The organism is Komagataeibacter saccharivorans (assembly GCF_004348195.1).
Taxonomy (GTDB): domain Bacteria; phylum Pseudomonadota; class Alphaproteobacteria; order Acetobacterales; family Acetobacteraceae; genus Komagataeibacter; species Komagataeibacter saccharivorans.
In genome coordinates, this window is the sequence record NZ_CP036404.1 from 25,777 (window position 1) to 50,570 (window position 24,794).

General features: G+C 62.6%; 26 protein-coding genes. 15 read left to right on the forward strand and 11 right to left on the reverse strand.

The window, feature by feature from the left end; translation table 11 throughout:
- Window positions 1-21: 21 nt before the first annotated feature.
- From KSAC_RS00105 to KSAC_RS00125, 5 genes are read left to right on the forward strand one after another with little or no spacing between them, the layout of a single operon-like run.
- Window positions 22-2,364, forward strand: a complete 2,343-nt coding sequence (locus KSAC_RS00105) for an adenylate/guanylate cyclase domain-containing protein (protein WP_110547233.1) — start codon at window positions 22-24, stop codon at window positions 2,362-2,364.
- A gap of 29 nt (window positions 2,365-2,393) precedes the next feature.
- Complete coding sequence (locus KSAC_RS00110) at window positions 2,394-3,257, forward strand: MlaE family ABC transporter permease (RefSeq protein ID WP_132305990.1); 864 nt, start codon at window positions 2,394-2,396, stop codon at window positions 3,255-3,257.
- Window positions 3,258-3,259: 2 nt separating this feature from the next.
- Entirely contained in the window at window positions 3,260-3,955 is a 696-nt protein-coding gene (locus tag KSAC_RS00115) for a P-loop NTPase family protein (RefSeq protein WP_102324320.1), read from the forward strand.
- On the forward strand, window positions 3,955-4,905 hold the full coding sequence (locus tag KSAC_RS00120) for an MlaD family protein (RefSeq protein ID WP_102324319.1): 951 nt from the start codon (window positions 3,955-3,957) through the stop codon (window positions 4,903-4,905). The genes KSAC_RS00115 and KSAC_RS00120 overlap by 1 nt, the downstream gene beginning before the upstream one ends.
- 2 nt (window positions 4,906-4,907) lie before the next feature.
- A complete protein-coding gene (locus KSAC_RS00125; protein WP_408884735.1) occupies window positions 4,908-5,786 on the forward strand; it encodes a hypothetical protein in 879 nt (292 codons plus the stop codon).
- Window positions 5,787-5,937: 151 nt separating this feature from the next.
- Here the strand turns inward: KSAC_RS00125 and KSAC_RS00130 are convergent, their stop codons facing one another.
- From KSAC_RS00130 to sucC, 7 genes are all read right to left on the reverse strand, one after another.
- Complete coding sequence (locus tag KSAC_RS00130; protein ID WP_132303443.1) at window positions 5,938-7,407, reverse strand: SulP family inorganic anion transporter; 1,470 nt, start codon at window positions 7,405-7,407, stop codon at window positions 5,938-5,940.
- 30 nt (window positions 7,408-7,437) lie between these two features.
- A complete protein-coding gene (locus tag KSAC_RS00135; protein ID WP_110547237.1) occupies window positions 7,438-7,965 on the reverse strand; it encodes a 6-pyruvoyl trahydropterin synthase family protein in 528 nt (175 codons plus the stop codon).
- Entirely contained in the window at window positions 7,958-8,695 is a 738-nt protein-coding gene (gene queC / locus KSAC_RS00140; RefSeq protein WP_102324315.1) for a 7-cyano-7-deazaguanine synthase QueC, read from the reverse strand. Before queC ends, KSAC_RS00135 begins: the two co-directional genes overlap by 8 nt.
- A gap of 2 nt (window positions 8,696-8,697) precedes the next feature.
- A complete protein-coding gene (queE, locus tag KSAC_RS00145) occupies window positions 8,698-9,333 on the reverse strand; it encodes a 7-carboxy-7-deazaguanine synthase (protein ID WP_132303445.1) in 636 nt (211 codons plus the stop codon).
- Between the two features lie 83 nt (window positions 9,334-9,416).
- On the reverse strand, window positions 9,417-10,436 hold the full coding sequence (gene bioB, locus KSAC_RS00150) for a biotin synthase BioB (RefSeq protein ID WP_132303447.1): 1,020 nt from the start codon (window positions 10,434-10,436) through the stop codon (window positions 9,417-9,419).
- A 111-nt stretch (window positions 10,437-10,547) separates the two neighbouring features.
- Window positions 10,548-11,420 (reverse strand): succinate--CoA ligase subunit alpha, encoded by an 873-nt coding sequence (gene sucD, locus KSAC_RS00155; RefSeq protein WP_132303449.1) that lies wholly within the window; start codon window positions 11,418-11,420, stop codon window positions 10,548-10,550.
- 4 nt (window positions 11,421-11,424) lie between these two features.
- A complete protein-coding gene (sucC, locus tag KSAC_RS00160; protein WP_132303451.1) occupies window positions 11,425-12,624 on the reverse strand; it encodes an ADP-forming succinate--CoA ligase subunit beta in 1,200 nt (399 codons plus the stop codon).
- Window positions 12,625-12,803: 179 nt separating this feature from the next.
- On the opposite strand from sucC, the gene KSAC_RS00165 reads away from it, so the two are divergent.
- The 10 genes from KSAC_RS00165 (at window position 12,804) to mltG (ending at window position 21,694) form a co-directional block, all read left to right on the forward strand.
- Complete coding sequence (locus KSAC_RS00165) at window positions 12,804-13,628, forward strand: acyl-ACP desaturase (protein WP_102324310.1); 825 nt, start codon at window positions 12,804-12,806, stop codon at window positions 13,626-13,628.
- Between the two features lie 37 nt (window positions 13,629-13,665).
- Window positions 13,666-14,304 carry a Dabb family protein gene (locus KSAC_RS00170; protein WP_110547242.1) on the forward strand — a complete coding sequence of 213 codons (639 nt, stop codon included), beginning with the start codon at window positions 13,666-13,668 and terminating at the stop codon, window positions 14,302-14,304.
- 35 nt (window positions 14,305-14,339) lie between these two features.
- Window positions 14,340-15,098 carry a glycine betaine ABC transporter substrate-binding protein gene (locus KSAC_RS00175; protein ID WP_110547243.1) on the forward strand — a complete coding sequence of 253 codons (759 nt, stop codon included), beginning with the start codon at window positions 14,340-14,342 and terminating at the stop codon, window positions 15,096-15,098.
- An 11-nt stretch (window positions 15,099-15,109) separates the two neighbouring features.
- Window positions 15,110-16,387, forward strand: a complete 1,278-nt coding sequence (locus KSAC_RS00180) for a class I SAM-dependent methyltransferase (RefSeq protein WP_132303453.1) — start codon at window positions 15,110-15,112, stop codon at window positions 16,385-16,387.
- Between the two features lie 5 nt (window positions 16,388-16,392).
- The gene (locus KSAC_RS00185; RefSeq protein WP_132303455.1) at window positions 16,393-16,917 is read left to right on the forward strand and encodes a YdcF family protein; all 525 of its coding nucleotides are present in this window, start codon (window positions 16,393-16,395) and stop codon (window positions 16,915-16,917) included.
- Between the two features lie 75 nt (window positions 16,918-16,992).
- Window positions 16,993-17,964 carry an ACP S-malonyltransferase gene (gene fabD / locus KSAC_RS00190; protein WP_132303457.1) on the forward strand — a complete coding sequence of 324 codons (972 nt, stop codon included), beginning with the start codon at window positions 16,993-16,995 and terminating at the stop codon, window positions 17,962-17,964.
- Between the two features lie 66 nt (window positions 17,965-18,030).
- Entirely contained in the window at window positions 18,031-18,786 is a 756-nt protein-coding gene (fabG, locus tag KSAC_RS00195) for a 3-oxoacyl-[acyl-carrier-protein] reductase (RefSeq protein WP_102324304.1), read from the forward strand.
- A gap of 256 nt (window positions 18,787-19,042) precedes the next feature.
- Complete coding sequence (locus KSAC_RS00200; protein ID WP_003618476.1) at window positions 19,043-19,282, forward strand: acyl carrier protein; 240 nt, start codon at window positions 19,043-19,045, stop codon at window positions 19,280-19,282.
- Between the two features lie 75 nt (window positions 19,283-19,357).
- Window positions 19,358-20,641 (forward strand): beta-ketoacyl-ACP synthase II, encoded by a 1,284-nt coding sequence (gene fabF, locus KSAC_RS00205; RefSeq protein WP_102324303.1) that lies wholly within the window; start codon window positions 19,358-19,360, stop codon window positions 20,639-20,641.
- Window positions 20,642-20,689: 48 nt separating this feature from the next.
- Window positions 20,690-21,694, forward strand: a complete 1,005-nt coding sequence (mltG, locus tag KSAC_RS00210) for an endolytic transglycosylase MltG (RefSeq protein WP_132303459.1) — start codon at window positions 20,690-20,692, stop codon at window positions 21,692-21,694.
- Window positions 21,695-21,732: 38 nt separating this feature from the next.
- On the opposite strand, the gene KSAC_RS00215 is transcribed toward mltG, so the two are convergent.
- From KSAC_RS00215 to KSAC_RS00230, 4 genes are all read right to left on the reverse strand, one after another.
- The gene (locus KSAC_RS00215) at window positions 21,733-22,560 is read right to left on the reverse strand and encodes a lipid-binding SYLF domain-containing protein (RefSeq protein WP_456305869.1); all 828 of its coding nucleotides are present in this window, start codon (window positions 22,558-22,560) and stop codon (window positions 21,733-21,735) included.
- 128 nt (window positions 22,561-22,688) lie between these two features.
- Window positions 22,689-23,474 carry an inositol monophosphatase family protein gene (locus KSAC_RS00220; RefSeq protein ID WP_102324300.1) on the reverse strand — a complete coding sequence of 262 codons (786 nt, stop codon included), beginning with the start codon at window positions 23,472-23,474 and terminating at the stop codon, window positions 22,689-22,691.
- Window positions 23,475-23,499: 25 nt separating this feature from the next.
- A complete protein-coding gene (locus KSAC_RS00225) occupies window positions 23,500-24,000 on the reverse strand; it encodes an MmcB family DNA repair protein (RefSeq protein ID WP_132303461.1) in 501 nt (166 codons plus the stop codon).
- An 18-nt stretch (window positions 24,001-24,018) separates the two neighbouring features.
- A complete protein-coding gene (locus tag KSAC_RS00230) occupies window positions 24,019-24,786 on the reverse strand; it encodes a nucleotidyltransferase family protein (RefSeq protein WP_132305992.1) in 768 nt (255 codons plus the stop codon).
- Between the last annotated feature and the right edge of the window lie 8 nt (window positions 24,787-24,794).

Below are 24,794 nucleotides of genomic sequence, written 5' to 3' on the forward strand. Positions count from 1 at the left end.
GTCTTGAACAGGAAGAGAGCATTGTCCACGGACGAGATTGTCGATCCCACGATTGCCCCTTCCGATCAGTTCAGGCGCTTCCTGCTCCATATCGGTATTCCGGTGGCCGGCGTCGTTTCGGTCATCGCCGTTATTGCTGGCGTAGGGTGGCATTCCTACCGCACGGTGCGCACCGGCGCCCTTGCGCTTACGCATGACCTGCTGGTCAGCCAGCAGGACTATATCGCCAAGGAAGTCAGTTCCTTCCTCATGCCCGCTTCGGCGGGGGCGATCGTGGCGCGGGACATGCTTGAACACGGCGCACCCGCGGTCGAACAGAAGATATTCAATGCCTACAGCAGCACCATGCTGCGCAACGTACCACAGATCCAGTCTTTCTATCTGGCCGACAGTGATGGCAATTTCAGTGAACTGGAGCGTGGGCCGGACGGGCAGGGTGTAGCCATTACAACCCTGCAGAACCCCGGAACGGACAACTCGGTCTTCGCGCATGAACAGCGCGACGCGCAGGGCAAGACCGTCCGGCAATGGCAGACCCCGTCGAAACAGTATGATCCGCGCGGGCACGGATGGTTCACCGATACGATCAAGGCGGGACGCGAATACTGGACCCACCCGTACCTTGTGGAAATGACCCGGGAACTGACGCTGACGGCGGCGGTCCCGTACAAGGGGCTGGATAACAAGACCTATGTCTATGCCATCAACCTCTCGCTCGACCATCTGAACAGCTTCCTCAATTCGCTCAAGATCGGTCAGAGCGGCAACGCCATCCTGATGGATCATGACGGGCATGTTCTGGCCGGACACGCCATGAAGGAAACGCTGGCCAGAGCCAATGGCGACCCGCTGAAGATGGTGCTCGATCCCAGCCAGTTCCCGGTCATGAGCAAGGCATTCGACCAGTACCGGGTTCATGGTTATGGCGCGCGCACCGTCCGCGTGAAGAACCGGAACTATGTCACCATCACGGCCAACCTGCCGGTGGGGACAGATAGCTGGGTGCTGCTGTTGGTCGCGCCGGAAGATGATTTTTCGCGCTTCGCCATGGCGGACGGGCGGCAGAACCTGCTGTTCTCCATCCTCGTGGTACTGATGGCGTCGGGGCTGGGTTTCCTGCTGTTCCTTCAGGCCCGCAGGGGCGAGCGCATGCACCGTCAGATCGAGCAGGCGCATGCCGTGGCCAACTATGAAAGCCATGCCCTGCAATCCGTTGCGGCCTATCCCGAACTGTTCAATCCCGAAGATAATGCCCTGATCCTGACCGAGGCACTGGCCGATCAGTCGCTGGCCCGGCGTGCTGCCATATGGCGTATCCTGCATGACGGGCACACCCTGATGTGCATCGATTCCTACGACCGGCAGCAGGACGTGCATTCCGGTGGCTTTGAAATGGCCACCACGGATCTCAAGAGCTTCTTTGATTCCGTATCCCACGGGGATGCGCTGGTCATAGCCAGCGCGGCGGATGATGACCGTACGTCCGCCTTCTACCGGGTCTATATGCGCGCCTTCGGCAGCAGGGCGCTGTTCTGCAATCCCATTCTGGGTAGCAGCGGGCCGGTAGGCGTCATCACGCTGGAAGATGCGCCCCGGGCGGAAATGGTCTCCCACTTCGTGGACATGATCGCCGGTGTGGCTGCCGCCCGTTTTTCCGCGCAGCATTACACGGCTGTGGCTGCGGCAAGGGAAGAACTGGAGTCCGAACCCACGGCGGAGGAAGAACCACGCGACCCCAGCCAGGGTTTCCTTCTGCAACCTGCCGCCATGACGGCGGAAGGTCAGCCATCCGCGACGGACATGACCAAGGTGGACGGATTCTATCCCGCCGTGGCCATCATGGTCATCAGCCTGTCGGACATCGTGATGACGGCGCAGGACGATCCGACCGCGAATATCAAGCTGATCGATACCATGGCGGGGATATTACAGGATATCGCCCATCAGTGCGGGCTGTATTCCATCCGCATGCTGGGGCATCGCGTGGTCTGCGTTGCGGGCTGTTCGCGTGTGCCGGACAAGGGGGCCGCGTATCGCATGGCCAACGCCGCGCTCATGATGCGTGAAAGCACGCTGTCCATGCTGGCGAAGGAAGACATGGACCCGGTTTTCCGTATCGGTATTGATGTCGGGCCGGTATTTGGCGGCATGCTGGGCAAGGAACCGCAGGCATTCAACCTGTGGGGCGACGCCATGGGCATGGCCGAGATGATGGCGCAGGGCGCGCCGGATGTGGGCACCATTCAGGTATCGGAAGAAGTGTATGTCGCCCTGCGGCAGAATTTCCTGTTCCGTGAGCGTGGACGCTTCTTTATCCCCGGTGTCGGTCTGACCCGTACCTATGTGCTGGCCGGACGGCGATGACGGATATTCCCACCTCAGGGCAGGCCAGCATGCCCCAGGGCGGGCAGCCACCCGGCATGGGGCCGTCGGAGCCTGATAAGGCGGGCCGCGTCATGCTGGTGTTGCGGCGTTTTGCGCCGTGGCTTGCCAGTATCGGACGCCTGACGCGCCATCAGGTCCGTTTCACGCTACTGCTGATCGGGGCGGGTTGGGGCACGCTGCGCGAAAGCCTGCGGCCCAATTCATGGCGCAGGCCGGTTATCTATGAATTCCGGGCGACCCTGCGGCAGGTCGTCGGCGGCGGTTTCCTCAGTATTGTGGTCACGGCCACGCTGACCGGCCTCATGGTCGTGTCGCAGGCTGCGTACTGGCTGGGCTATGCCGGCATGGCGCAGATGACCGGGTCCATCCTTGTTTCCGTTCTGGTGCGCGAAATCTCGCCCATCCTTGTGGGGATCATCCTTATGGGGCGTAGTGGCATGCTGTGCCTGACGGAAATCGGGATGCTGGTGCTGGGTGGCGAAGTGCGCGGCCTGCAGGCGCGGGGGATCGATCCGTTTCTGGCGCTGGTCATGCCGCGCACCTTTGCCTTTACGGTCGGGGGCTTCACGCTGGGGATGATCTTCTCGGTCGTGTCGCTGCTCATGGGGTTCATGGTGGCGCATGCGAGCGGGGCCATCACATCCTCGGTCTGGACGTTCTTTTTCAACGTTCTCGGGGCCATGACCACGTGGGATTACCTGATCATTCCGCTTAAATTCGTGCTGGTCGGCTTTTTCGTCGGGCTGGGCGCGTGCATTTCAGGGCTGACCGTCAGCAGCAATGATACCATGGCCAGCATCATGCCGCGTGGTTTTGCGCGCGGGATCATGCTGGTGCTGGTGGTCAATATCCTCTTCATGCTGGATTTCTGACCATGACAGCCAATGCACCCCTGCTGGAACTGCGCGACGTTGTGCCCACCTTCGAGGAGAGCGGGCTTATGCCCGCACCTTACAACCTGCGCATCATGCCCGGCGAATGCGTGGTCATCGACTGCCGCGATGAAAACCGCGCCGCCGTATTCGCGGATCTGTGCACGGGCATGATTTCACTCAGCCAGGGTAGTATCCGGTTCATGGGGCTGGACTGGACCACGTTACGCGACAGGCAGCTTAATGCACTGCGGGGCCGCATTGGCCGTATTTCACGCAGTGGAAGCTGGCTGAACCTGTTCGGCACGCATCTCAACATCATGCTGCCGCACCTGTACCATACCAACGACCCGCTGGATAACGTGGTTGAACATGCCACCGAACTGGGCCGCAGGTTCGGTTTTCCCGGCCTGCCGATTACGGCGCCGGACCGGCTTTCGGCAGCGGATCAGGCGCGGGCGGCATGTGTACGGGCATTCCTCGGCCGGCCCGACCTGCTGGTGCTGGAAGACATATCCGATGTGCTGCCTGAAGAAAATGTGCTGCCGTTTTTTGAAATGATGACCGCAGCACGCGACCGGGGGTGTGGCGTGCTATGGTTTGTCCGCTCCGCGGTCGCGTGGCGTGAGTATCGCAAGGCGGTCAATCTCCACATGCGCCTTCTCGATGAAGGTCTTTTTCCCATGCGGGTGATGTAATGGTCCAGAAACAACAGTCAGACGGAATCCGGCAGCTTGTGCGTGTCCGTTACGCCGATGAATGGGTGGGTATTCTTGTCCTGCTGTCGCTTGTCATCCTGTTCGGCGCGGTGATTGAAGCCGGTGTGCTCCATGACTGGCTGCGACCTGCGGGCAGGCTGAGGATCGTGCTGCCTGAAAATGGCGTAAGCGGCCTTGCCGTGGGCGATGATCTGGAGGTGATGGGCATTCACGCGGGGACCGTGCGTCGCGTGCGCATCAATCCGTCGGGCGGCATGTATGCGATTGCGGAGATCGATCCCGATATCGAGCCCTATATCCGTCATGACAGTTCGGCCATCATCCGCAAGCGTTTTGTCGTGGCCGGCGCGACCTATATCGATATCTCGCGCGGGGCGGGTGAAAAGCTGGACTGGAGCTACGCGGTGCTGAGCGCCACGAACGCCCCCAACCCGGCGGATACCATTACCCAGACCTTCAGCGATATCCGTGACCGCGTCATTCCCGTTCTGGATAATGCCCAGCACATGATGGCGACGCTGGACGCCACCATTACGGACATGCATGCGGGCAAGGGCTCCATCGGGCGGCTTATGACCAATGATGACCTGATCCGTCAGGCCGAGCAGATGATCACCACGCTCGATGCCACGGTCAGCCAGCTTGCGCCGATTGAAAAGCAGCTTGCAGGCGTCATGGACAAGGCCAATGCCAGCATGACCAACGTGCAGAAGGCGACGGGCGACCTGAGCAACGCAACGCCCGCCATCACCCATAACCTGCAGGATGCCAGCCAGCAGCTTCCGGTGCTTCTGGTGCAGGCGCAGTCCACCGCTGCCAGCCTGCAGAAGCTGGTCGACCAGATGCGGGGACTGTGGATACTGGGTGGTAATGGAAACAAGGCGAAGCATGGCCATGCCCGCCTGCCAGCGCAGAAGGTGCAGCCGTGATCATGAAAAAAGACTATGTGGCACTGGGGCTGGTGCTTGCGCTGGCCGGATGTGGCGGGGGTGAAAAAGCGGCATCCCCTACCGACAGCACCCTGTCGCAGGACATGGAGACGGCCCGTGACGCCGTAAGTCTGGAACGTCTTTCGGTAGCCGAACAGCAGTATCGCGCGGCAGGTGAGCGTGCGATCGCGCGTGATGATGTCACGGCCATAGGCGATTCAGGCTATAATCTTGCGACGGTCGAACTGGACGAAAACAGGCCACAGGATGCGCTGGCCACCATCACGGCTACCCGTTCTGCGCTGCAGGTGCGCGGGCAGGCCGGGGATGATGCCGGACTGGATCTGGTGCAGGCCGGGGCGCTGTACCGTCTTGGCCGCAATGCGGAAGCGGCATCCGCCGCAGCACGCGCGGCAGCGGCGCAGGATGTGGATATTGCGGAAAAAGGGCAGTTCATTCGTGGCCTGATCGCAGATGATGGGGGCGATCAGGCCACGCTGGCATCGGTTGCGGCCTATTTCGCAACGCTGACGGGCAAGGTGCCCGCAGGCTGGAGTGCGGATGCCAGGGAAATGGCTGCCCGCAACTTGCTTGCCACGGGTGGTAGTGCTCAGACAGCATGGCAGGATGCGTTGCAGGCCGCGACAATCCGCCAGCAACAGGTGGATTACCGCGATATGGCGCGTGCGCTGGGTGTCGCCGCAATGGCTGCCAGCAAGGCAGGTGATGCGCAGGCCGCCGCGCAGCTTTACACCCGCGCCAGCCAGAGCGCAGGGCAGGCAGGTGACAAGGTTGCGGCTGAACGCTGGGCACGGCAGGCTGGATCATCAGCGGCGGTTGACCCGTTCGTGCTGCCCGCGGCTCCAGCCCGCAAGAAATAGGCCGGTCTGAAAACGGCTTTTCCAATGGGAAAGGGCCTGTCCAGCTTATAGCCGGACAGGCCCTTTTTCCATCAGTCGGTCAATGGGCAGCCATTGAAGGCCGCCCGACAAACATTTGATAAATCGCACAGAAGCCTTTTGGTGAGGCGTCTTATACCTCATCACGCGGCAGCAGCATGGTATGGCGTGCCACCAGCGTGGCGCTGGCGCTGTTCAGTCCGTCAAGCTCCACAAGCATGCCCCGGGCCTTCATCTTGCCCACCAGTTCTTCCAGCGCGCCCACGGCAGTCATGTCCCATAGATGGGCATGGGTCAGGTCGATGACGACCTTGCTGGAGGTCGTGTCGTGCAGGTCGAAAGCATCTGTAAAACCATCGGTGGAGGCAAAGAATATCTGCCCTTTCACCACATAGGTACGCGTGGTCCCATCGCCGGAAATCGTGCTGCTGACGTCAAGCATGCTGGAAACCTGAAACGCAAAGAACAGGCCGTTCAGCAGGACGCCCACCGCCACGCCAGCCGCAAGGTCATGCGTGCCGACTACGACAGCGACCGTTGCCAGCATGATGACGCTGGTGGTGCGTGGATGATGCGCCAGATCGCGCAGGGACGACCAGGAGAATGTGCTGGCGGACACCATGATCATGATCGCGACCAGTGCCGTGACCGGCACCTGCGCCACCCACGGGCGCAGCACGACCATCAGCAACAGCAGGAATGCCCCCGCCACGAAGGTGGATAACCGCCCCCGGCCACCGTAACGCAGGTTGCCTACCGTCTGGCCGATCATGCCGCAGCCGGCGATGCCACCAAACAGCCCGACCGCGATATTGGCCAGACCCAGACCCGTGCATTCCTGCTGCTTGCTGCTGGTGGTTTCGGTCAGGTCATCAACCACGCGCGCAGTCATCATGGATTCGAGCATGCCCACCGCAGCCATGGCCAGCGCATAGGGTGCAATGATTTCAAGCGTATCGAGCGACATCGGAACATCTGGCCAGACAAGATGCGGCAGGCTGTCCGGCAGGCGGCCAAGATCGGCCACGGTATGCAGCGGCATGGGATAGATGATGGAAATGACCGTCAGCACCACAATGCAGATCAGCGGCGACGGGATGGCGGAGAAGACACGCGGCACGGAATAGATGATGGCAAGTCCCAGCGCGATCATGGCGTAGCTGTGCCATGTCACATGCAGCATGTGGGGAACCTGCGCGGAAAAGATCAGGATGGCCAGCGCATTGACGAAGCCCGTCCGCACCGGGCGTGAGACATAGCGCATGAGAACATGCAGCCTGAGCAGGCCGAATGTAACCTGCAGAAGCCCGCATAACAGTGTCGCGGCCAGCAGGTACTGCACGCCGTGCCCGCGCACCAGTGCAGCGGCCACAAGGGCGACTGATCCGGCCGCACCGGAAATCATGCCCGGCCTGCCCCCCGTCAGGGCAATGACGACGCTGATTACGAAAGAAGCATACAGCCCGACCGCAGGGTCCACGCCCGCAACGAATGAAAATGCGATGACTTCGGGTATCAGCGCGAACGTGCCGACCATTCCGGCCAGCGTATCGCGCGTGATGTTGCCGAACCATTCCTCACGGTAACGGGCAAGAGCGGACATAAATAAAGCAGTGCCTTTCAGGAAAGGGGATCAGGTATCGGCAATGGTCATGTCCGCACGTCGCCACCAGCATTTCGGGGCGGGGCGCGGCTGCGGCAGCACCGCAAACGGATTGCCGGTGTACCGGACTGTGTTGGTGGGTGTTTCCTCGATCTCGATGCTGGCGCAGGTCAGCAGGCCGCCATCATCGGCAAGGAAAGCATTCAGCTTGGCCATCAGCAGGCAGGCCAGCAGTTCCGTCGTCGGGTCGCCCGGTGTTACCAGTATGCGCCGCGCGCGCTGTGGTTCGTTCCTGCCGAACCAGTCCAGCAGGGGATCATGTTCGGACAGTTGCAGCGCGTGATCGACCTGTTCATCGATGAAGCGGTGCCATGTTTCCTTTGCGCGCTGGAACGGCAGGACCATATTGGTGTGGCCGTCCAGCACGCCGGGATTCGTGGCGCGCAGGCTGACGCGGACGTATTCGTTATGACCATGCGGCAGGGCGCAGCGTTCGCTCTCCCCCGCCAGCAACCGGTGCGCCATGGAAAAGCGCCGGGTAAAGACCAGTTCAAACATGGGGATGTTGTGCCACGAACCGTTCCCATCCCGCCTTGCGCAACTGACAGGCCGGGCATGTTCCGCACCCATGTCCCCACGCGTGCAGCGTGCCGCGCGTGCCAAGGTAACAGCTATGGCTTTCATGGTTGATCAGGCGGACCAGCGCGTTGCCCCCAAGCTGAAGGGCAAGATCCCATGTCTCGGCCTTGTCGATCCACATGAGCGGGGTATGGATGATGTAATGGCTGTCCATGCCCAGATTGAGCGTGACCTGAAGCGACTTCATCGTATCGTCCCGGCAGTCCGGATAGCCGGAATAATCCGTCTCGCACACGCCGGTCACGATATGGCGGATATTGCGCCGTGCCGCGAGTGCCGCGGCAAAGGTCAGGAAAATGATGTTGCGTCCCGGCACGAAGGTGTTGGGCAGGCCGCCTTCGGTCAGGGCGATCTCCGCCTCCCGCGTCAGGGCGGTGTCCGATACGGTGCCAAGGGCGGCAAGGTCAAGCGTGTGATCCGCGCCCAGGCGTGCGGCCCAGTCCGGATTTTCGATCGCCATGCCATCGCGCAGCGCGGTGCGGCATTCCAGTTCGACCGCGTGGCGCTGGCCATAATCGAACCCCAGCGTTTCCACCCGGCCAAAACGCGAAAGCGCCCATGCAAGACATGTGGCCGAATCCTGACCACCGGAGAACAGGACCAGCGCGGCTTCGTTTTCAGGGCGGGAGGGGGGAGGGGGAACGCTCATGCTCAGGGTATCCCGATCAGCTTGTGGGTCTGCAATGACAGACGCCATTGCGGATGATGCATGCAGTAGTCAACCGCGGCGGCGGTATTGCGGTTGCGTTCGGCGTTATCCATCGGCTGTAGCCAGAACTGACGGAAGTTCAGATCCGCCACCTGCTCCGGTAGCAGGTCAGGCTGCGGATAGACCAGTTTCAGCTCATCGCCGCTTTTCTGCACCAGTGGCGCGCCCGCCTTCGGGCTGACACAGACCCAGTCGATGCCGGTGGGCGCGGGCAGGGTGCCGTTGGTTTCCACTGCGATTTCAAAACCACGGGCATGCATGGCGGCAATCAGCGCATCATCAAGCTGAAGCAGCGGTTCACCGCCGGTAAAGACGACAAAGGCCGGTCCGGTATCCGGCACGGGCCAGGCCCGGCTGATTGCATCCGCAAGCTGTGCCGCGTCCGCAAAACGACCGCCATTGACGCCATCGGTGCCGATGAAATCGGTATCGCAGAACCGGCAGGTCGCCTGCGCCCGGTCGCGTTCCAGACCGGACCACAGGTTACATCCCGCAAAGCGGCAGAATACCGCCGTGCGGCCCGCCTGCGCCCCTTCACCCTGAAGGGTGGGGAAGATTTCCTTTACGGTGTAGGACATATTCCAGATTTCGTATTACGCGCGGCCAGCAGGGGACCAGCACGGGAAATGTCCCAGCCGGTCCCGCGCCCGGCTGCGTCGGGTTAGCCGTGTTGATCGGATGTATGCATGCCCAGCCGGTCAAGCAACTGCCGGTCGCGCGTGGCGGCGGGGTTTGGCGTCGTCAGCAGCCGCTCGCCATAGAAAATGGAGTTGGCGCCCGCAAGGAAGCACAGTGTCTGCGCTTCGTCCGTCATGTCCTCACGCCCGGCGGCCAGTCGTACCCGGCTGGCGGGCATGGTGATGCGGGCGGCGGCGATGGTGCGCACGAATTCAATCGGGTCCACCGTTTCATCGGTGTTTTTGGCCAGTGGCGTGCCTTCCACCCGGACCAGCATGTTGATGGGCACGCTTTCGGGGTGACGGGGCAGGCTGGCAAGGGCTGCGATCATGCCCGCGCGATCCGTGGTGTCTTCCCCCATGCCGACAATACCGCCACAGCAGACATTGATACCGGCATCACGCACGTTTTCCAGCGTATCGAGACGATCCTGGAACGTGCGGGTGGAGATGATGTCGCCATAATATTCAGGCGAGGTATCGATGTTGTGGTTGTAGTAGTCCAGCCCCGCGGATTTCAGCCTGTGCGCCTGCCTGTTGTCGAGCATGCCCAGCGTCACGCAGCTTTCCAGCCCCAGTTCCTTGACCCCTTCCACCATGGCGCACACGGTTTCCAGGTCATGTTCCTTCGGGCTGCGCCATGCGGCCCCCATGCAGAAGCGCGCGGCCCCGGCAGCCTTGGCGGCGCGGGCTTCCTTCAGCACTTCCTCCACGGCCATGAGGCGGCTGGCCTTGACGCCGCCATCCTCGTGCATCGCACTCTGCGGGCAGTAGGCGCAGTCTTCCGGGCAGCCACCCGTCTTGATCGACAGCAGGGTGGAAATCTGCATTTCCGTGGGGTCGAACCGCGCGCGGTGGACCGTCTGCGCCCGATAGATCAGGTCGGGGAAGGGCAGGGCCATAAGGGCCGCGACTTCATCGCGCGTCCAGTCCGTCCTTACCGTGGGCAGGCTGGTGGCGCTGGCATGCGCGTGAAGGGTGTCCGGGCTGCTCCCGTCGGGCATCGGTCGGGTATCCTCTGGCGGTCAGGGGGTGGAAAACCGTTCTGGCTGTGCCATACAAAACCGGCAATGACCACACTTTTATCGTTATGGGGTCATTGCCGGAAGAAGGGATCAGCCCAGAACGCGCGCCAGTGTCGTGCCCAGTTCCGCCGGGCTGGGGGCGACATGGATGCCGGCTTCACGCAGGGCCTCGATCTTCGCGCTGGCGGTCTCGTGGCCACCGGTAATCACGGCCCCCGCATGGCCCATGCGCCGGCCCGGAGGAGCAGTGGCGCCCGCGATGAAGCCCACGACCGGCTTGCGCGTGCCGCTGGCGCGGATCAGTTCGGCGCCTTCGATCTCGGACGTGCCGCCGATTTCGCCAATCATGACGATGGAATGCGTGTCCGGGTCCGCGATCATGCGTTCCAGTACATCGGTGAAGTCCATGCCCTTGACCGGATCGCCGCCAATGCCGACACAGGTGCTCTGCCCCTGCCCGATGGCGGAAGTCTGGGCCACGGCCTCATATGTCAGGGTGCCGGAGCGCGAGACGATGCCCACATGGCCACGGCGATGGATCGGGCCGGGCATGATGCCGATCTTGCATTCATCAGGCGTGATGATGCCGGGGCAGTTCGGGCCGATCAGCAGGCTGTCGGAACATTCCAGGGCTGCGCGCACGCGCACCATGTCCTGCACCGGGATGCCTTCGGTGATGCACACGATCAGGGGGATGCCAGCGGCGATCGCCTCCAGAATGGCGTCGGCTGCACCGGCGGGCGGCACGTAGATGACCGAGGCGTCGGCCCCCGTGGCTTCACGCGCCTGGCTTACGGTATCAAATACCGGCAGGCCGAGGTGAAGGCTGTCCCCCTTGCCCGGCGTCACGCCGCCAACCATGCGGGTGCCGTAGGCGATGGCCTGTTCGGTATGGAAGGTGCCCTGCGCGCCGGTAAAGCCCTGCGTAATCACCTTGGTGGAACTGTTGACAAGAATGGACATTCACTCAGGCTCCGGCATTACGGACGGCGGATACGATCTTGCGCGCGGCATCGCCCAGATCGTCAGCGGGGATGATGGTCAGGCCGGATTCAGCCAGCAGCGCCTTGCCGCGTTCGACATTCGTGCCTGCCAGACGCACGACCAGCGGTACATTCAGGCCGGTTTCGTGCGATGCGGCGATGATGGCTTCCGCAATCACGTCGCAGCGCATGATGCCGCCGAAGATGTTGACAAGGATGCCGCGTACCTTGGGGTCGGCGATCAGGATGCGGAAGGCCGCTGCAACGCGTTCCTTCGACGCACCGCCACCGACATCAAGGAAATTGGCCGGTTCCTCGCCTTCCATCTTGATGATGTCCATCGTCGCCATGGCAAGGCCCGCACCATTGACCATGCAGCCGATATTGCCGTCCAGACCGACATAGGCCAGCCCGTATTCGGCGGCTTCGCGTTCGCGGGGGTCTTCCTCGTTCTCGTCACGCAGTGCGGCCAGGGCGGGATGGCGGAACAGGGCATTGTCATCGAATGACATCTTCGCGTCCAGCGCCAGCAGGTCGCCCGCACCGGTCACGACCAGCGGGTTGATTTCCACGATCGCGGCGTCAAGTCCGGTAAAGGCGGTATAGGCCGCACGCACCACGTTCTGGAAGGCGCGGATTTCACGGCCCTTCAGGCCAAGGCGCACGGCAAGGCCACGCGACTGGTAATCGCACAGGCCCTTTGCCGGGTCGATGCTTTCCTTGAAGATGCGCTCGGGCGTGTTCGCCGCGACTTCCTCGATTTCCATGCCGCCGTCAGGCGAGGCCACGATGACCAGCCGACCGGTCGAGCGGTCCACCAGCATGGAAAAATACAGTTCGCGCGCGATGTCGCAGCCGGATTCGACATACAGCGTGCGCACCAGACGGCCCGCAGGCCCGGTCTGGCGCGTAACCAGCACCGAACCCAGCATGGCTTCGGCCGCATCCGCAACGTCTTCGATGTTGCGGGCCAGACGTACGCCGCCCTTGCCTTCGGGCCTGTCGGCAAAATGTCCGGCACCCCGGCCGCCGGCGTGGATCTGTGCCTTGACCACGGTAACAGCAGCATCTAGCGCGCGGGCGGCGGCGATGGCTTCATCCGTGGTGGTGGCAGCACGTCCTTCAGGCACGGGCATGCCGTAGGAGCGCAGCAGCGCCTTTGCCTGATATTCGTGAATGTTCATATGCGACCCAATCTGTCTTTCTTATTAGCGGTGTCGGGCAACGCCCCTAGCACGATATGCGCCCGCTATGACAGGGGGCAGGCGCGGGATTGGCGTAAAGATGAAACATGTGTCATGTCCTTCCCGGCAGGGGCGTGCGTTATGCGCCATGGTGGAGAAGAGACAGAAGACAGGTTGCGATGAAACACTGGCGCATTGAACAGATGAACTGGGACCGTTTCGACCCGCAGCGGGTGGCCCCCGATATTGTCCCGTTGATCAAGGCCGCATCGGTTGTCGAGCGTAATGGTCTTGACTACGCTCAATACCTGAAGAACGTCTTTGCCGATGATCCCGATTTCAGCCAGGCGGCGGATAACTGGGCGCAGGAAGAAGTACAGCACGGCGATGCCCTGGGGCGGTGGGCCATGATGGCCGATCCGTCATGGGATTACATGGCGGCGTTCGAGCGGTACCGGCAGTCCTACCGGCTGGATCTGGACGTGGATGCGTCCATCAGGGGGTCGCGGACGGGGGAACTGATCGCGCGCTGCATGGTGGAAACGGGTACGTCGTCTTTTTATACCGCGCTGGCCGATGCGACGGAGGAACCGCTGCTCAAGGCAATCTGCAAGCAGATCGCGGCGGATGAATACCGGCATTTCAAGCTGTTCTACGATCATATGCACCGCTACCTGCAGCGCGAGCATCTGGGCGTCTGGCAGCGCACGCGCATTGCGCTGGGCCGGGTTACGGAAAGCGAGGACGACGAACTGGCCTCCGCCTTCCACACCACCAACGAACCGCCCGGCATGCCCTATGACCACAAACGCTGCATCGCGGCCTACATGTCGCGCGCATTGCGGTTCTATCAGCCGCGCCACGCGGTGCGGGTGACGGGGATGATCCTCAAGACGATCGGGTGGGCGCCCCATGGTCGGCTGCATGCGCTGATCGCCAGGGTGGTGTATCACCTGCTGCGCATGCGCCAGCGCAAATTCGCGCGCCTTATGGCCACGGCATGATGGTCGCCACCCCAATACAGGAATAAAGACAGGCAGGATGAAGCTTCAGTTTACAAATACCGTTGGTGCCACCCTTTTTGCAGCAGGCTGTTTTTCATTCGCCGGGCCGCTTCATGCGGATACAGCCCCGGCTTCCGCCCCGGCCGCGGGGGCAACGGGCAACGTGGCGGCGGAGCAGATCAGCGACGCCACGCGTGCGGAACGGCTCATGGCATCCCAGATCGGGCTGCGTGTCTTTACGTCCGCAGGCTTCCATCCCGGCACGGTGCGTCATATCGTCCTGTTCCGTTTCCTGCCCACCATTACCGACGCGCAGCGGGCGGAAGTGGTGCGGCGGTTCATGGCGCTGGGTCAGATCTCGCGGCGGGAGGATGGCTCCCCCGTTGTCGCGGCAATCGAAACCGGCGCGCAGATCAGCGGGGAAGGGGTGGATGAGGGACTGCAGCAGGCATTCCTTGTCACCTTCCGTTCCGAAGGGGACCGCAACTACTATGTTGGCCGCCCGGTGGTGACCGATCCTGCCTATTTCGACCCGGCGCATGAGGCATTCAAGAAATTCGCAGCGCCGTATGTCATCGCGACTGTCGTGTTTGACTACGCCATTCCCCCCAAATCCGTCCCGCGCAAGGCGCCGGTTCGTACGGGACGTGTGCAGGTTCCCCAACTGCAGGGCTGACAGGCCGCGCATCCCCTTCAAGGAGTTGAGATTACATGACAACCGTGACCCTCGGGCATCTGGATACGTCCGTGCAGCAGGCATCGGCCGCAGCCGTGGCACGCGTGCTGGAAGCCTATGATCTTGAAATAGAATATGTATCGGCGCCCCGCGCGGAAATGGAGGAACATGTCCGCCGTGGCGATGTGGACCTGTTCGTATCCGCATGGCTGCCGGATGTTGATGCGGCCTTTCTGGCCCCGGAACTGGGCATGCAGGCTTTCGGTCAGCTTTACCGTCCCGCCTTTGGCTGGTCCCTGCCGGAAGCCGCGGCGTGCGGCATGACCTCACTGGCGCAGCTTGCAACGGATGGTGGCGCGGTCGGGCGGGAAATCGTGACCCCGGCTTCCGTTCTGGACCGGGTGCGTCAGGTTGTCGCGGCCTATAACCTGACGGAAGCAGGCTTCACCATTGCCGCCCGTCCGGATGCGGAAGCTTTTGATCATGCCGCCCATATTCTGGAAAGCGGCCTGCCGGAGATCATTCCTGCCTGGCAGCCGTCCTTCCTGCATTACGGTAACCGCCTGATCCAGCTTGATGATCCCAAGGGGGCCTATGGCGCGGAACAGGATGCCCGCATTCTGGTGCGCTCCGCCATCCGGGCTGAAATGGATTCGGACCTGATGGACGAACTCGATGAACTGACGCTGGGGAACAAGGTCGTCAGCGCGCTGGACCATGCCATGCGTTCCGAAGGCATGAGTGCCGAAGATGCTGCCGAGGCATGGCAGCGCGGCAAGTTGCTGCCGCGCTGAGACCCGATACCATGACAACCAGCCCCACGACGGATGATGCCAGCGCCCGCGATACGCGCGACGCTGGCCTGCAGGCCCAGTACGAGCAGTATCCCTATCCCGCGCGTGACCCGCGGGATGAAAAGGGCAGGTTGCTGATCGGCAGCCCCAGCCACCTGCGGGAAATCGATTACTGGGTTTTCGGTGCAATGCGCCCGCAGTCCCTGCCGTTGCGGGTGCTGGTCGCGGGGTGCGGTACGGGCGATGGCGCGATCATGCTGGCCACCCATATGGCGCGTGCGGGGCGGCAGGGGGAAGTGCTGTGCGTGGACCGTTCCACGGCAGCCCTTGATACCGCCCGTGCGCGTGCGCAGGTGCGCGGACTGGACAACATGCGCTTCGTGCAGGGCGATCTGGCGGACCTTGGCGTGATCGCACCGGAACCGTTTGACTACATCGACTGCTGCGGCGTGCTGCATCATCTGCCCGATCCGGATGCCGGTCTGGCATCACTTGAGGCCGTTCTGGCCCCCGGTGGCGGTATGGGACTTATGGTTTACGCCCCGTACGGGCGCACGGGCGTCTATATGCTGCAGGACGCGCTCGAACGCCTTGCCCCGGTGGGGGAGACGCCTGCCCAGCGGCTGGACACGGCGCGGCGGGTCATGCGGCACCTGCCCGCAACGGCATGGCTGCGGCAGAACACCAATTTTGGCGATCATCTGACCGGAGGTGACGCCGGCCTGTATGACCTCCTGCTCAACCCGCGCGACCGGGCCTATGACATCACGGCCTTCCATGGCCTGCTGGACCGGGCGGGACTGGCTGCGACATGCCTTATGGAACCCGCGCGCTACGATCCGGCCCTGCTGCTTGCGGACCCGCGCCTGCGCGAACGGGTGGCGGCCCTGCCAGAACGGGACCGTCAGGCCGTGGCGGAGGATATCGCGGGCAATATGGCAACCCACGTCGCCTATGTGCGTCGGGCATCCGAACCCGTACAGCGCGCGGATGGGCTGGCAATGGATGCGGTGCCCGTTATGCGCGAGATACCCGGCGTCGAACTGGCCCGCATGATGGGGGGGGATGATCGGCTGCCCTTCGCGTTTGGTACCCTGCAGGTCGCCATTCCCCTTCCACCGCAGGCGCGGGGTATCCTGCCGCTGATTGATGGGGAACGGACAGTGGGGGATATCGCCGCGATCATGGATACACGCGGCCTGTCCGCCACGCGGTTCGCGAAAGTATGGGCGCAGGTGTTCACCACGCTGGAATCGCTCAACCGGGTGCTTCTGCGCGCGCCGCACTGATCCTGATGGCGCGGGATACGGCCATTCTGCCCGTCGTCATATTCGGGGCAAGACTGCGACCTGATGGCACGGCGACGCGTACCCTGCGCATGCGTGTCGCAGCCGCGCATGTGTTTGGTATGGGGCAGGGCACGGTGATGTACATGCCCACCGGCGGCCCATCCTTTCCTTCGGGCCTGACAGAAGCCGCGGTCATGGAAAGGCAGCTTGTCGGGGCTGGGGTGCCGCCCGACGCCATACTGGCTGAGGAGACGGCCCGCGACACCCTTGCATCCGTCCTCGCCTGCTCACGCCTGCTGCGCCAGCGTGGACATGTCGGGCCGGTAGCTGTCACCACCAGCGCCTATCACCTGCCGCGCTGCCTGCTGCTCATGCGCATGATGGGATGGCGGGTTTGCCCCGTGCCGCCGCCACGGTTACCCGCCGCGCAGGACTGGCGCAGGCGATGGTTCTGGCGGGGGCGGGAGGTGGCGGCCTTGCCATGGGATGCGCTGCTTCTGGCGGTTCACCTGCTGCGGCGGGAAAAGTGATGATGATTGACACTGCCTGCCGCAACCCGCATCACGCGGGTAATCTGAAAAACACTACTAGTCTGGATGGAAGTCATGCCTGTGCAAGCCTTTGTTTTCCCCGGTCAGGGAAGTCAGTCAGTTGGGATGGGACGCGATCTGGCCGAGGCATTCGCCCCTGCGCGGGAAGTGTTTCAGGAAGTCGATGACGCGCTGGGCCAGCACCTTTCGAAGATCATTTTCGAAGGACCGATGGAAGACCTGACCCGGACCGACAACGCCCAGCCCGCGCTGATGGCGGTTTCTCTCGCCGTGCTGCGGGTGCTGGAACGTGAAGGCGGCGTGGACATGAAGCGCGATGTGGCGTTGGTGGCCGGTCACTCGCTGGGTGAATATTCCGCCCTTGCCGCAACCGGCGCGCTGGGTATCGCCCAGACCGCACGCCTGCTGCGTGTGCGGGGCAATGCGATGCAGAAGGCCGTGCCGGTCGGCAAAGGGGGGATGGCCGCGCTGATCGGTGTTGATATGGATCGCGCCGCCAGCATGTGCGCGGAAGCCGCCGACTTCACCGATGAGGCAGGCAGAACGCACCGGCAGGTAATCGAGGTCGCGAACGACAATGGTGGCGGCCAGGTGGTCGTGGCGGGCGAGATGGCGGCGATCGACCGCATCATAGCCATCGCCAGGGAACAGGGCATCAAGCGCGCGCTGAAACTGCCGGTTTCCGCACCTTTCCACTGTTCCATGATGGAACCGGCGGCAGAGGAAATGCGCGCAGCCCTTGCCGATGCCGTCATCAACGCGCCTGTCGTGCCCGTTGTGGCCAATGTTACGGCAGCCAAGGTAACGGGACCGGACATGATCCGTGACCTGCTGGTGCGCCAGATTACCGGCACGGTGCGCTGGCGCGAGAGTGTCGAGGCAATGGTGGGCATGGGTGTCGACAGTTTTGTCGAAATCGGCGCGGGCAAGGTGCTGGCCGGACTGGTGCGCCGCATCAATGGCGATGTCGCGACCCGTTCGGTCGGGACCCCCGCCGATATCGAGGCCTTTCTGGCTGCACGCTAAAAAATGGAACCCCGCGCATGCGCGGGTCATGTCCGGGTGATGGATAGTTAGGGGAACAGACGGGTTATGTTCAGGCTGGATGGAAAAGTTGCGCTCGTTACCGGGGCTTCGGGTGGAATCGGGCGCGAGATCGCCCGCGCGCTGCATGCGCAGGGGGCGGTTGTCGTGCTGTCTGGCACACGGCAGGGCGTGCTGGAGGACGTGGCGGCCAGCATAGGCGAGCAGGGCGGGGCGGAGCGGCTGCATGTCTGTGCTGCCGACCTGTCGGATGCTGCCGCGGCTGATGCGCTGATTGCCAGCGCGGAAGAAAAGGCGGGCGCGCCGCTGGCCATTCTGGTCAACAACGCCGGTCTGACGCGCGATACGCTTGCGATTCGTATGAAGGATGACGACTGGCAGCGCGTACTGGATGTGGATCTGGCGGCCCCCTTCCGCCTGTGTCGCGCAGCACTCAAGGGCATGCTGCGCCGTCGGGCCGGACGGATCGTCAATATCGCCTCCGTCGTGGGGGTGACGGGCAATGCGGGGCAGGCCAATTACGCGGCGGCCAAGGCCGGGATGATCGGCATGGGCAAGTCGCTGGCGCAGGAAGCGGGCAGCCGCGGCGTGACCGTGAACACCGTCGCCCCCGGCTTTGTCCAGACCGCCATGACCGACGTGCTGCCCGATGCGCAGAAGGAAAAGCTGGTGGGTTCCATCCCGCTGGGCCGCATGGGCCAGCCGCAGGATATCGCGCCAGCCGTGGTCTACCTTGCCTCGGACGAGGCCGGATGGGTTACCGGGGCCACCCTCCACGTCAACGGCGGCATGGCGATGGTCTGACGGATGTGATATTTTGCTGGACAGCGGGCTTGAAGTGACAAAAAAGATAGTCCTGACAGCCCGGCTGTCCCCCTAATTGCGGGGCGAACGGACACGAAATGCAATCGCCGCCTTGGCGGTGGCATCAAAACCGTGCTAATCGCCCGCAGCTTCGTCCGAAGCAGGGCCGGTACGCACTACCGGTTTTCAGGGACGTTACAGGACGAACACGTTTCGAACCGCCCGGTTTTCAGGGGCAGACAGGAAGCAGAGACAGATGAGCGAAATCGCCGATAAGGTTAAGAAGATCGTAGTCGAGCACCTTGGTGTTGACGAAAGCAAGGTCACCCCGGATGCGTCTTTCATCGACGATCTGGGCGCGGACAGCCTGGACACGGTCGAACTGGTCATGGCTTTCGAGGAAGCTTTCAGCGTCGAGATCCCTGAAGACGCCGCCGAGAAGATCACGACCGTCAAGGACGCGATCGACTACATCGAGAAGCAGAAGGCTGCCTGATCGGCCTCTGGTTCCGATCATGGTATTATACGAATTCAGTCAGGTATCGTTACTTTCAGGGAGCAGGACGGGTTGATGCAGTCTACCGGATTGACATCTGGACAGCGACGCGTTGTCGTAACCGGTATGGGCATTGTCAGCCCTCTCGGACTGGGTGTTGAGCGCAACTGGTCACGTCTGGTGGCCGGGGAAAATGGCTTTGGCCGTATTTCAGCGTTCGATGCGTCCGACCTGCCGGCACAGGTCGCGGGCGAAGTGCCCGCGGGGCCGACGGGAAGTGGCGGCCTGACCCTTTCGGACTGGGTGCCGGTCAAGGACCAGAAAAAGATGGATCGCTTTATCCATCTGGGTCTGGTTGCCGCGACCGAAGCGGTCGAGGATTCGGGCTGGAAGCCGGAATCGGAAGAAGATCGCTGCCGCACCGGTGTCATGATCGGTGCCGGGATTGGTGGTCTCCAGACCATCTACGAGGCATCTGTGACGGTAAAGGAAGGTCGGGCCCGCCGCCTGTCGCCTTTCTTCATTCCGTCCGCCCTGATCAATCTTGTATCCGGGCATGTCTCCATCAAATACGGATTCAAGGGACCGAACCATTCGGTCGTCACGGCATGCGCCACCGGTGTCCATGCCATTGGCGATGCCGCCCGTATGATCATGCTCAATGACGCGGACGTGATGGTTGCGGGTGGGGCGGAAGCCGCCGTATGCCCGCTGGGCATTGCGGGGTTCTGTTCCGCCAAGGCCCTTTCCACCCATTTTAACGATACGCCGGAAAAGGCGTCGCGTCCGTGGGACCGCGATCGCGACGGGTTCGTTATGGGTGAGGGTTCCGGCATTGTGGTGCTGGAAGAATACGAACACGCCAAGGCGCGTGGCGCGAAGATCTATGCCGAGGTGATCGGCTACGGCATGTCCGGCGATGCACATCACATCACGGCGCCTGCTCCGGGGCATGAAGGTGCCTATCGCGCCATGCAGAACGCGCTTCGCAGCGCGGGGCTGACCACGGCGGACATCCAGTATGTCAACGCCCATGGCACGTCCACCATGGCGGATGACCTTGAACTGGAAGCAGTCGAGCGTCTGTTCGGCGATGATGCGCGCAAGCTGGCCATGTCGTCCACCAAATCGGCTACGGGGCATCTGCTCGGGGCTGCCGGTGCGATCGAGGCGATCTATTCCATCTTGGCCATCCGCGACAATGTCGCACCGCCGACGCTCAATCTGGACAATCCTTCGCGCGAGAGCGTGATCGATCGCGTTGCGCATACGGCGCAGGAACGCAGGATTGACACCATCCTGTCCAATAGCTTCGGCTTTGGCGGGACAAATGCCAGCGTGATCCTGCGCGGCGTATGACGGGGGTGCCTGCGGGCACCTCTTTCTTCAAAAAAGTAAGGAGACATCGTGCGCAGGGTTCTGGCAGCACTGGGGCTGGTATTCCTGCTGCTTGTCGTATCAGGTCTGGGCATCAGCTTTGTCGCGCTGCGGCATTATGATGCGCCCGGTCCGCTGACGGACCAACGCACGGTTGTAATTCCCCATGGTGGCACGCTGCAGGTGCTGGCCGCCCTGCAACAGGCTGGCGTGCTGGACGATGGCAGCCTGACACGCAGGGTCTTCACTGGCGCCACCGCCCTGACCCGTGTGGACGGCGCGTTTCATGCCGCCGAACTGGTTTTTCCCGCCCATGCTTCCATCCGTCAGGTCCTGCTGGTGCTGCGGCATGGCAAGCCGGTCGTACACAGGCTGACCATACCGGAAGGGCTGTCCGCCATTCAGGTGGCGACCTTGCTGGAACGCGCGCCGTATATGGAAGGCAGTTTTCCGTTCCCGGCAGAGGGATCGGTCATGCCCCTGACGTACGATTATGAATGGGGCATGCCGCGTGCGCAGATGCTTGCGCGCATGCAGCATGAGATGGACCATGCGCTGGATCAGGCATGGGAAGGCCGTGAAGTGGACCCGGCCATTGTGGACCGGCACGCCCTGCTGATTCTGGCTTCCATGATCGAGCGGGAAACCGCTGTTGCGGATGAGCGGCCTGTCATAGCCCGTGTCTTCCTTAATCGCCTGCATGATGGCATGCGGCTTCAGTCGGACCCTACTGTGGTGTACGGGCTTAATCAGGGGGCAGGGCCGCTTGGGCACGGCCTGTCGCATGCCGATCTTTTGCAGCCCAGCGCTTACAATACCTATGTCATTACGGGGCTGCCGCCGGGGCCGATCTGTTCACCGGGTATGGCTTCGCTTTACGCGGCGGCTCATCCTGCACAGGGCGACCAGCTTTACTTCGTGGCCAACGGTCATGGGGGGCATGATTTTGCATCCACCCTGAGTGACCATAATCGGCATGTTTCGGTCTTCCGGGCCACGAAGCATGCCCAACAGGCAGTCCAGCCTAAAAAATAGCGGACTGCCTGCTACAGATAATCAGGAAATACCGACAGTTACTGTGGCGGCAGGCTCTGACTCGTAACCGCGCCCGTAGGGGCGGTGTTCATGGGGAGTGTGTCGGCGCTGCCATGGGTGGCTGCTGCGGCAGGCGTTGTGGTCTGGCCGTTCCTGTCCGGTCGGGCCTGTGCCGTGGTCAGGACCTCGCTCAGGGCGGCGCGTAGCGGGTCGGCGCCTGAATTGTTGACCCGCATCGACACCACAATGTCTTCCGGTCCGACAATCTGGTTATAGTAGGCGCGGTTGGCAGGGCTGTTTACCCGCATCTTGGACCCGCCAATCGCGGCCCCGGCGAACAGTCCCTTGGACTTCTGCACACCCTTGATGGACGTGTTGTGTTCGCCCGCCGTGCCTGCTTCCAGCCCGGAGCCAGACGATGCGAAGGAGGTTCCCACGTCCGCGCTCAGCTTCATCTGGCTGTCCAGCAGGGACTGCACGCCCTGATCGGTCATGACGAACAGCATGACTTCCACATCCTGCATGCCGAACTGAAGGCCAAAATTGGCGGATGACATGCGGTAGAATGCCGGATCGGACCATGATCCATGTGCATCGCGCGTCAGGAAAACACATCCACCGCCGCCGCCGCCAAAGGCGATCGACATGCGGAAGACCGATGGGCAGATGATTACACCGCGTGAATCGGCAAGATAGCGTGTCACCTTGCTGCCCGCCGTCGCGGTGGAGAACATGTCACGCACGGTCAGGGTGGCGCGGTCAACCAGACTCTGTTCTTCTTCCATGCTGGCCGCGAAGGCTGCATGCAGGGGCATCATAAGGGCCAGAGTGGCGAGTGATGTCCTGATAAGATGAAACGTCTTCAAACCCGTCCTCCCCTTCCGATTCGTAACGGCAGATTCACCCAAACGGCCCGTGCTTTGGAGTGGTCCGTTTTCATGGCTGAATCATGGCCGCTTAGGCAAGCCCATCGGGGCGAATATATTCGCCGTGGTTAAAAGGATACCCCAACCGCGTCCGACAGGGCATCGGCAATACCGGGGGCGGCGGCAAGAATGCTGATGCCGTCCGTAAGACCGCCATCGCGCAGGAAGGGGGAGACACGCGCACCGGCTTCTTCCAGCAGCACAAGGGCAGCCGCCACATCCCACAGGTTGATGCGGATTTCCAGATAGCCGTCCTGCCGCCCGCATGCGACTTCCGCCAGCGCGATGGCCCCCGAACCACCCGAACGTGGCATGGCCCCAAGGTTGAGGATGGCGTCAATCTTTTCCTGGAACACGCCGGGCGGAACGCGGTTGCTCCACCCCATCTCGATCAGGGAGGATGCGGTGTCGGTTACGGGGGAAGCATGGATACGCTGTCCGTTAAGGAAAGCCCCGTGACCCCGCACCGCCGTATAGGTTTCGCCCAGCGCAGGGGCTTCAATAATGCCGGCGACAGGCGTGTCACCATCCATCAAACCCAGCGATATGCACCACCGGTTGCGCCCGCGCGCGTAGTTGGACGTGCCATCGATCGGGTCCACGACCCAGCGCAGGCTGCCGGTCCGGGTGCGCCCTTCTTCCTCACCCTGAAAACCGTCCTGCGGGAACAGGGCACCGATTCGTTCCGAAATGAAGGATTCCACCGCCCCGTCCGTTTCGGTCAGCCAGTCCTGCGCACTTTTCTGGGTACCCTTGGGGCCGCCGGGGGCCGGACGCATTTTCATGGCCAGCGCGGCGGCATCGCGCACGACCGAACGTGCGGCTTCAAAGCGGGTCAGAATTGCCTGTGTCATCGGGGTAATCTCTCCTGTCAGAAATCTAGTCTACACGTAATGCCGTTTTTACCGCCTGTTCCACCTGAGGCATTTCCATCTGACCCAGACGGTATGCAGCCTGTAGCGCAAACTGCAGCGTCAGCCGCCGCCTGCGCGCCGGGGCGAGGGGAGCAGTCGGCGCAGGGCGTATGATCGCACAGTCAATGCAGGTTTCCTCTCCGGCGCGACTGCTGCCGGTCGCGGCAATGATAAGGCCGGTGTTTTCAGGCAGGACCGCGCGGGGGAAGTCGTGATTGACCGCGAAATACATCTGGTCGCACCATGGCAGGTAGTCCTGCCATTTATGGTCGGCACGGAAATCAGGCAGGCCCGACTTGATTTCGATACAGATCAGGCGACCTTCCGGTGTCAGGGCCATGATATCCGCGCGCCTGCGGTCCGGCAGGGTGAATTCATGCAAGACCGCCCATCCATGCAGCCTGCATAGCTGGCTGGCGCCAGTGCGGATGGCTGACTGGACCTGCGGCGCGGAAGGGCGAAGCATGGGCGCGCGGGAGCAGTATCAGTGTGCGGGTGCTGCGGACAGAAGGCGGACCACCAGATCCAGATCGGCCGGTTTGTCCACGTCCACGGCAGCGCGTCCATCGGGGAGCGGGACCATGGCGACGCGCGCATGCGAAAGCTGCCCGATCCGGCGGCAGACATCAGCGCGCGTCAGGCGGCGCAGCACGAAGCGCAGCAGGATGCCGGGGCCAAGAATGCGGGCCATCCTGAGCGGGTGCTTGCGTTCGGCTTCCAGCTTCTGCCACAGGCGGATCACGCCGTAAGCTGCGGGCGTGCGGAACAGGAACATGTTGCAGCCTGAAAAGGCACCGTCGGCCAGACGGATCATGGTGCGCTTTGTGCCCGGTACATCGCGCTGGATGGCATCTTCCATCGCAATCCCCGCCGCTACGTCGCAATCGCTGTCCTGTGCTGCCTGTATGAAGCTGCGTATCCATTCCGGCTTCAGCAGCGCATGATCGGCTGTCGTGACCAGAAGCGGCGTGCCCAGCAGGTCCAGCGCCTTCATCACGCTGGCGCTCGGTCCGGGTGCAGGGGGAATGAAGGTGACCGTATCGGGTACGATGCCAGCCAGCACCTCGGGCTGCTCGATACAGATGCTGATCCGGTCAATCGCCTCGACTGACTGGAGCGCACGGATGACCCGCTGGATCATGGGGATGCCACAGACAGGCAGCAGTGCCTTGTGTGAAATGCCCGCGGCCTGCGCCATCGGGTCGATGCGGCCGGGCCTGCTGCCCGCCAGTACGAGTACGTTCAGCCCCATCCCGGTGC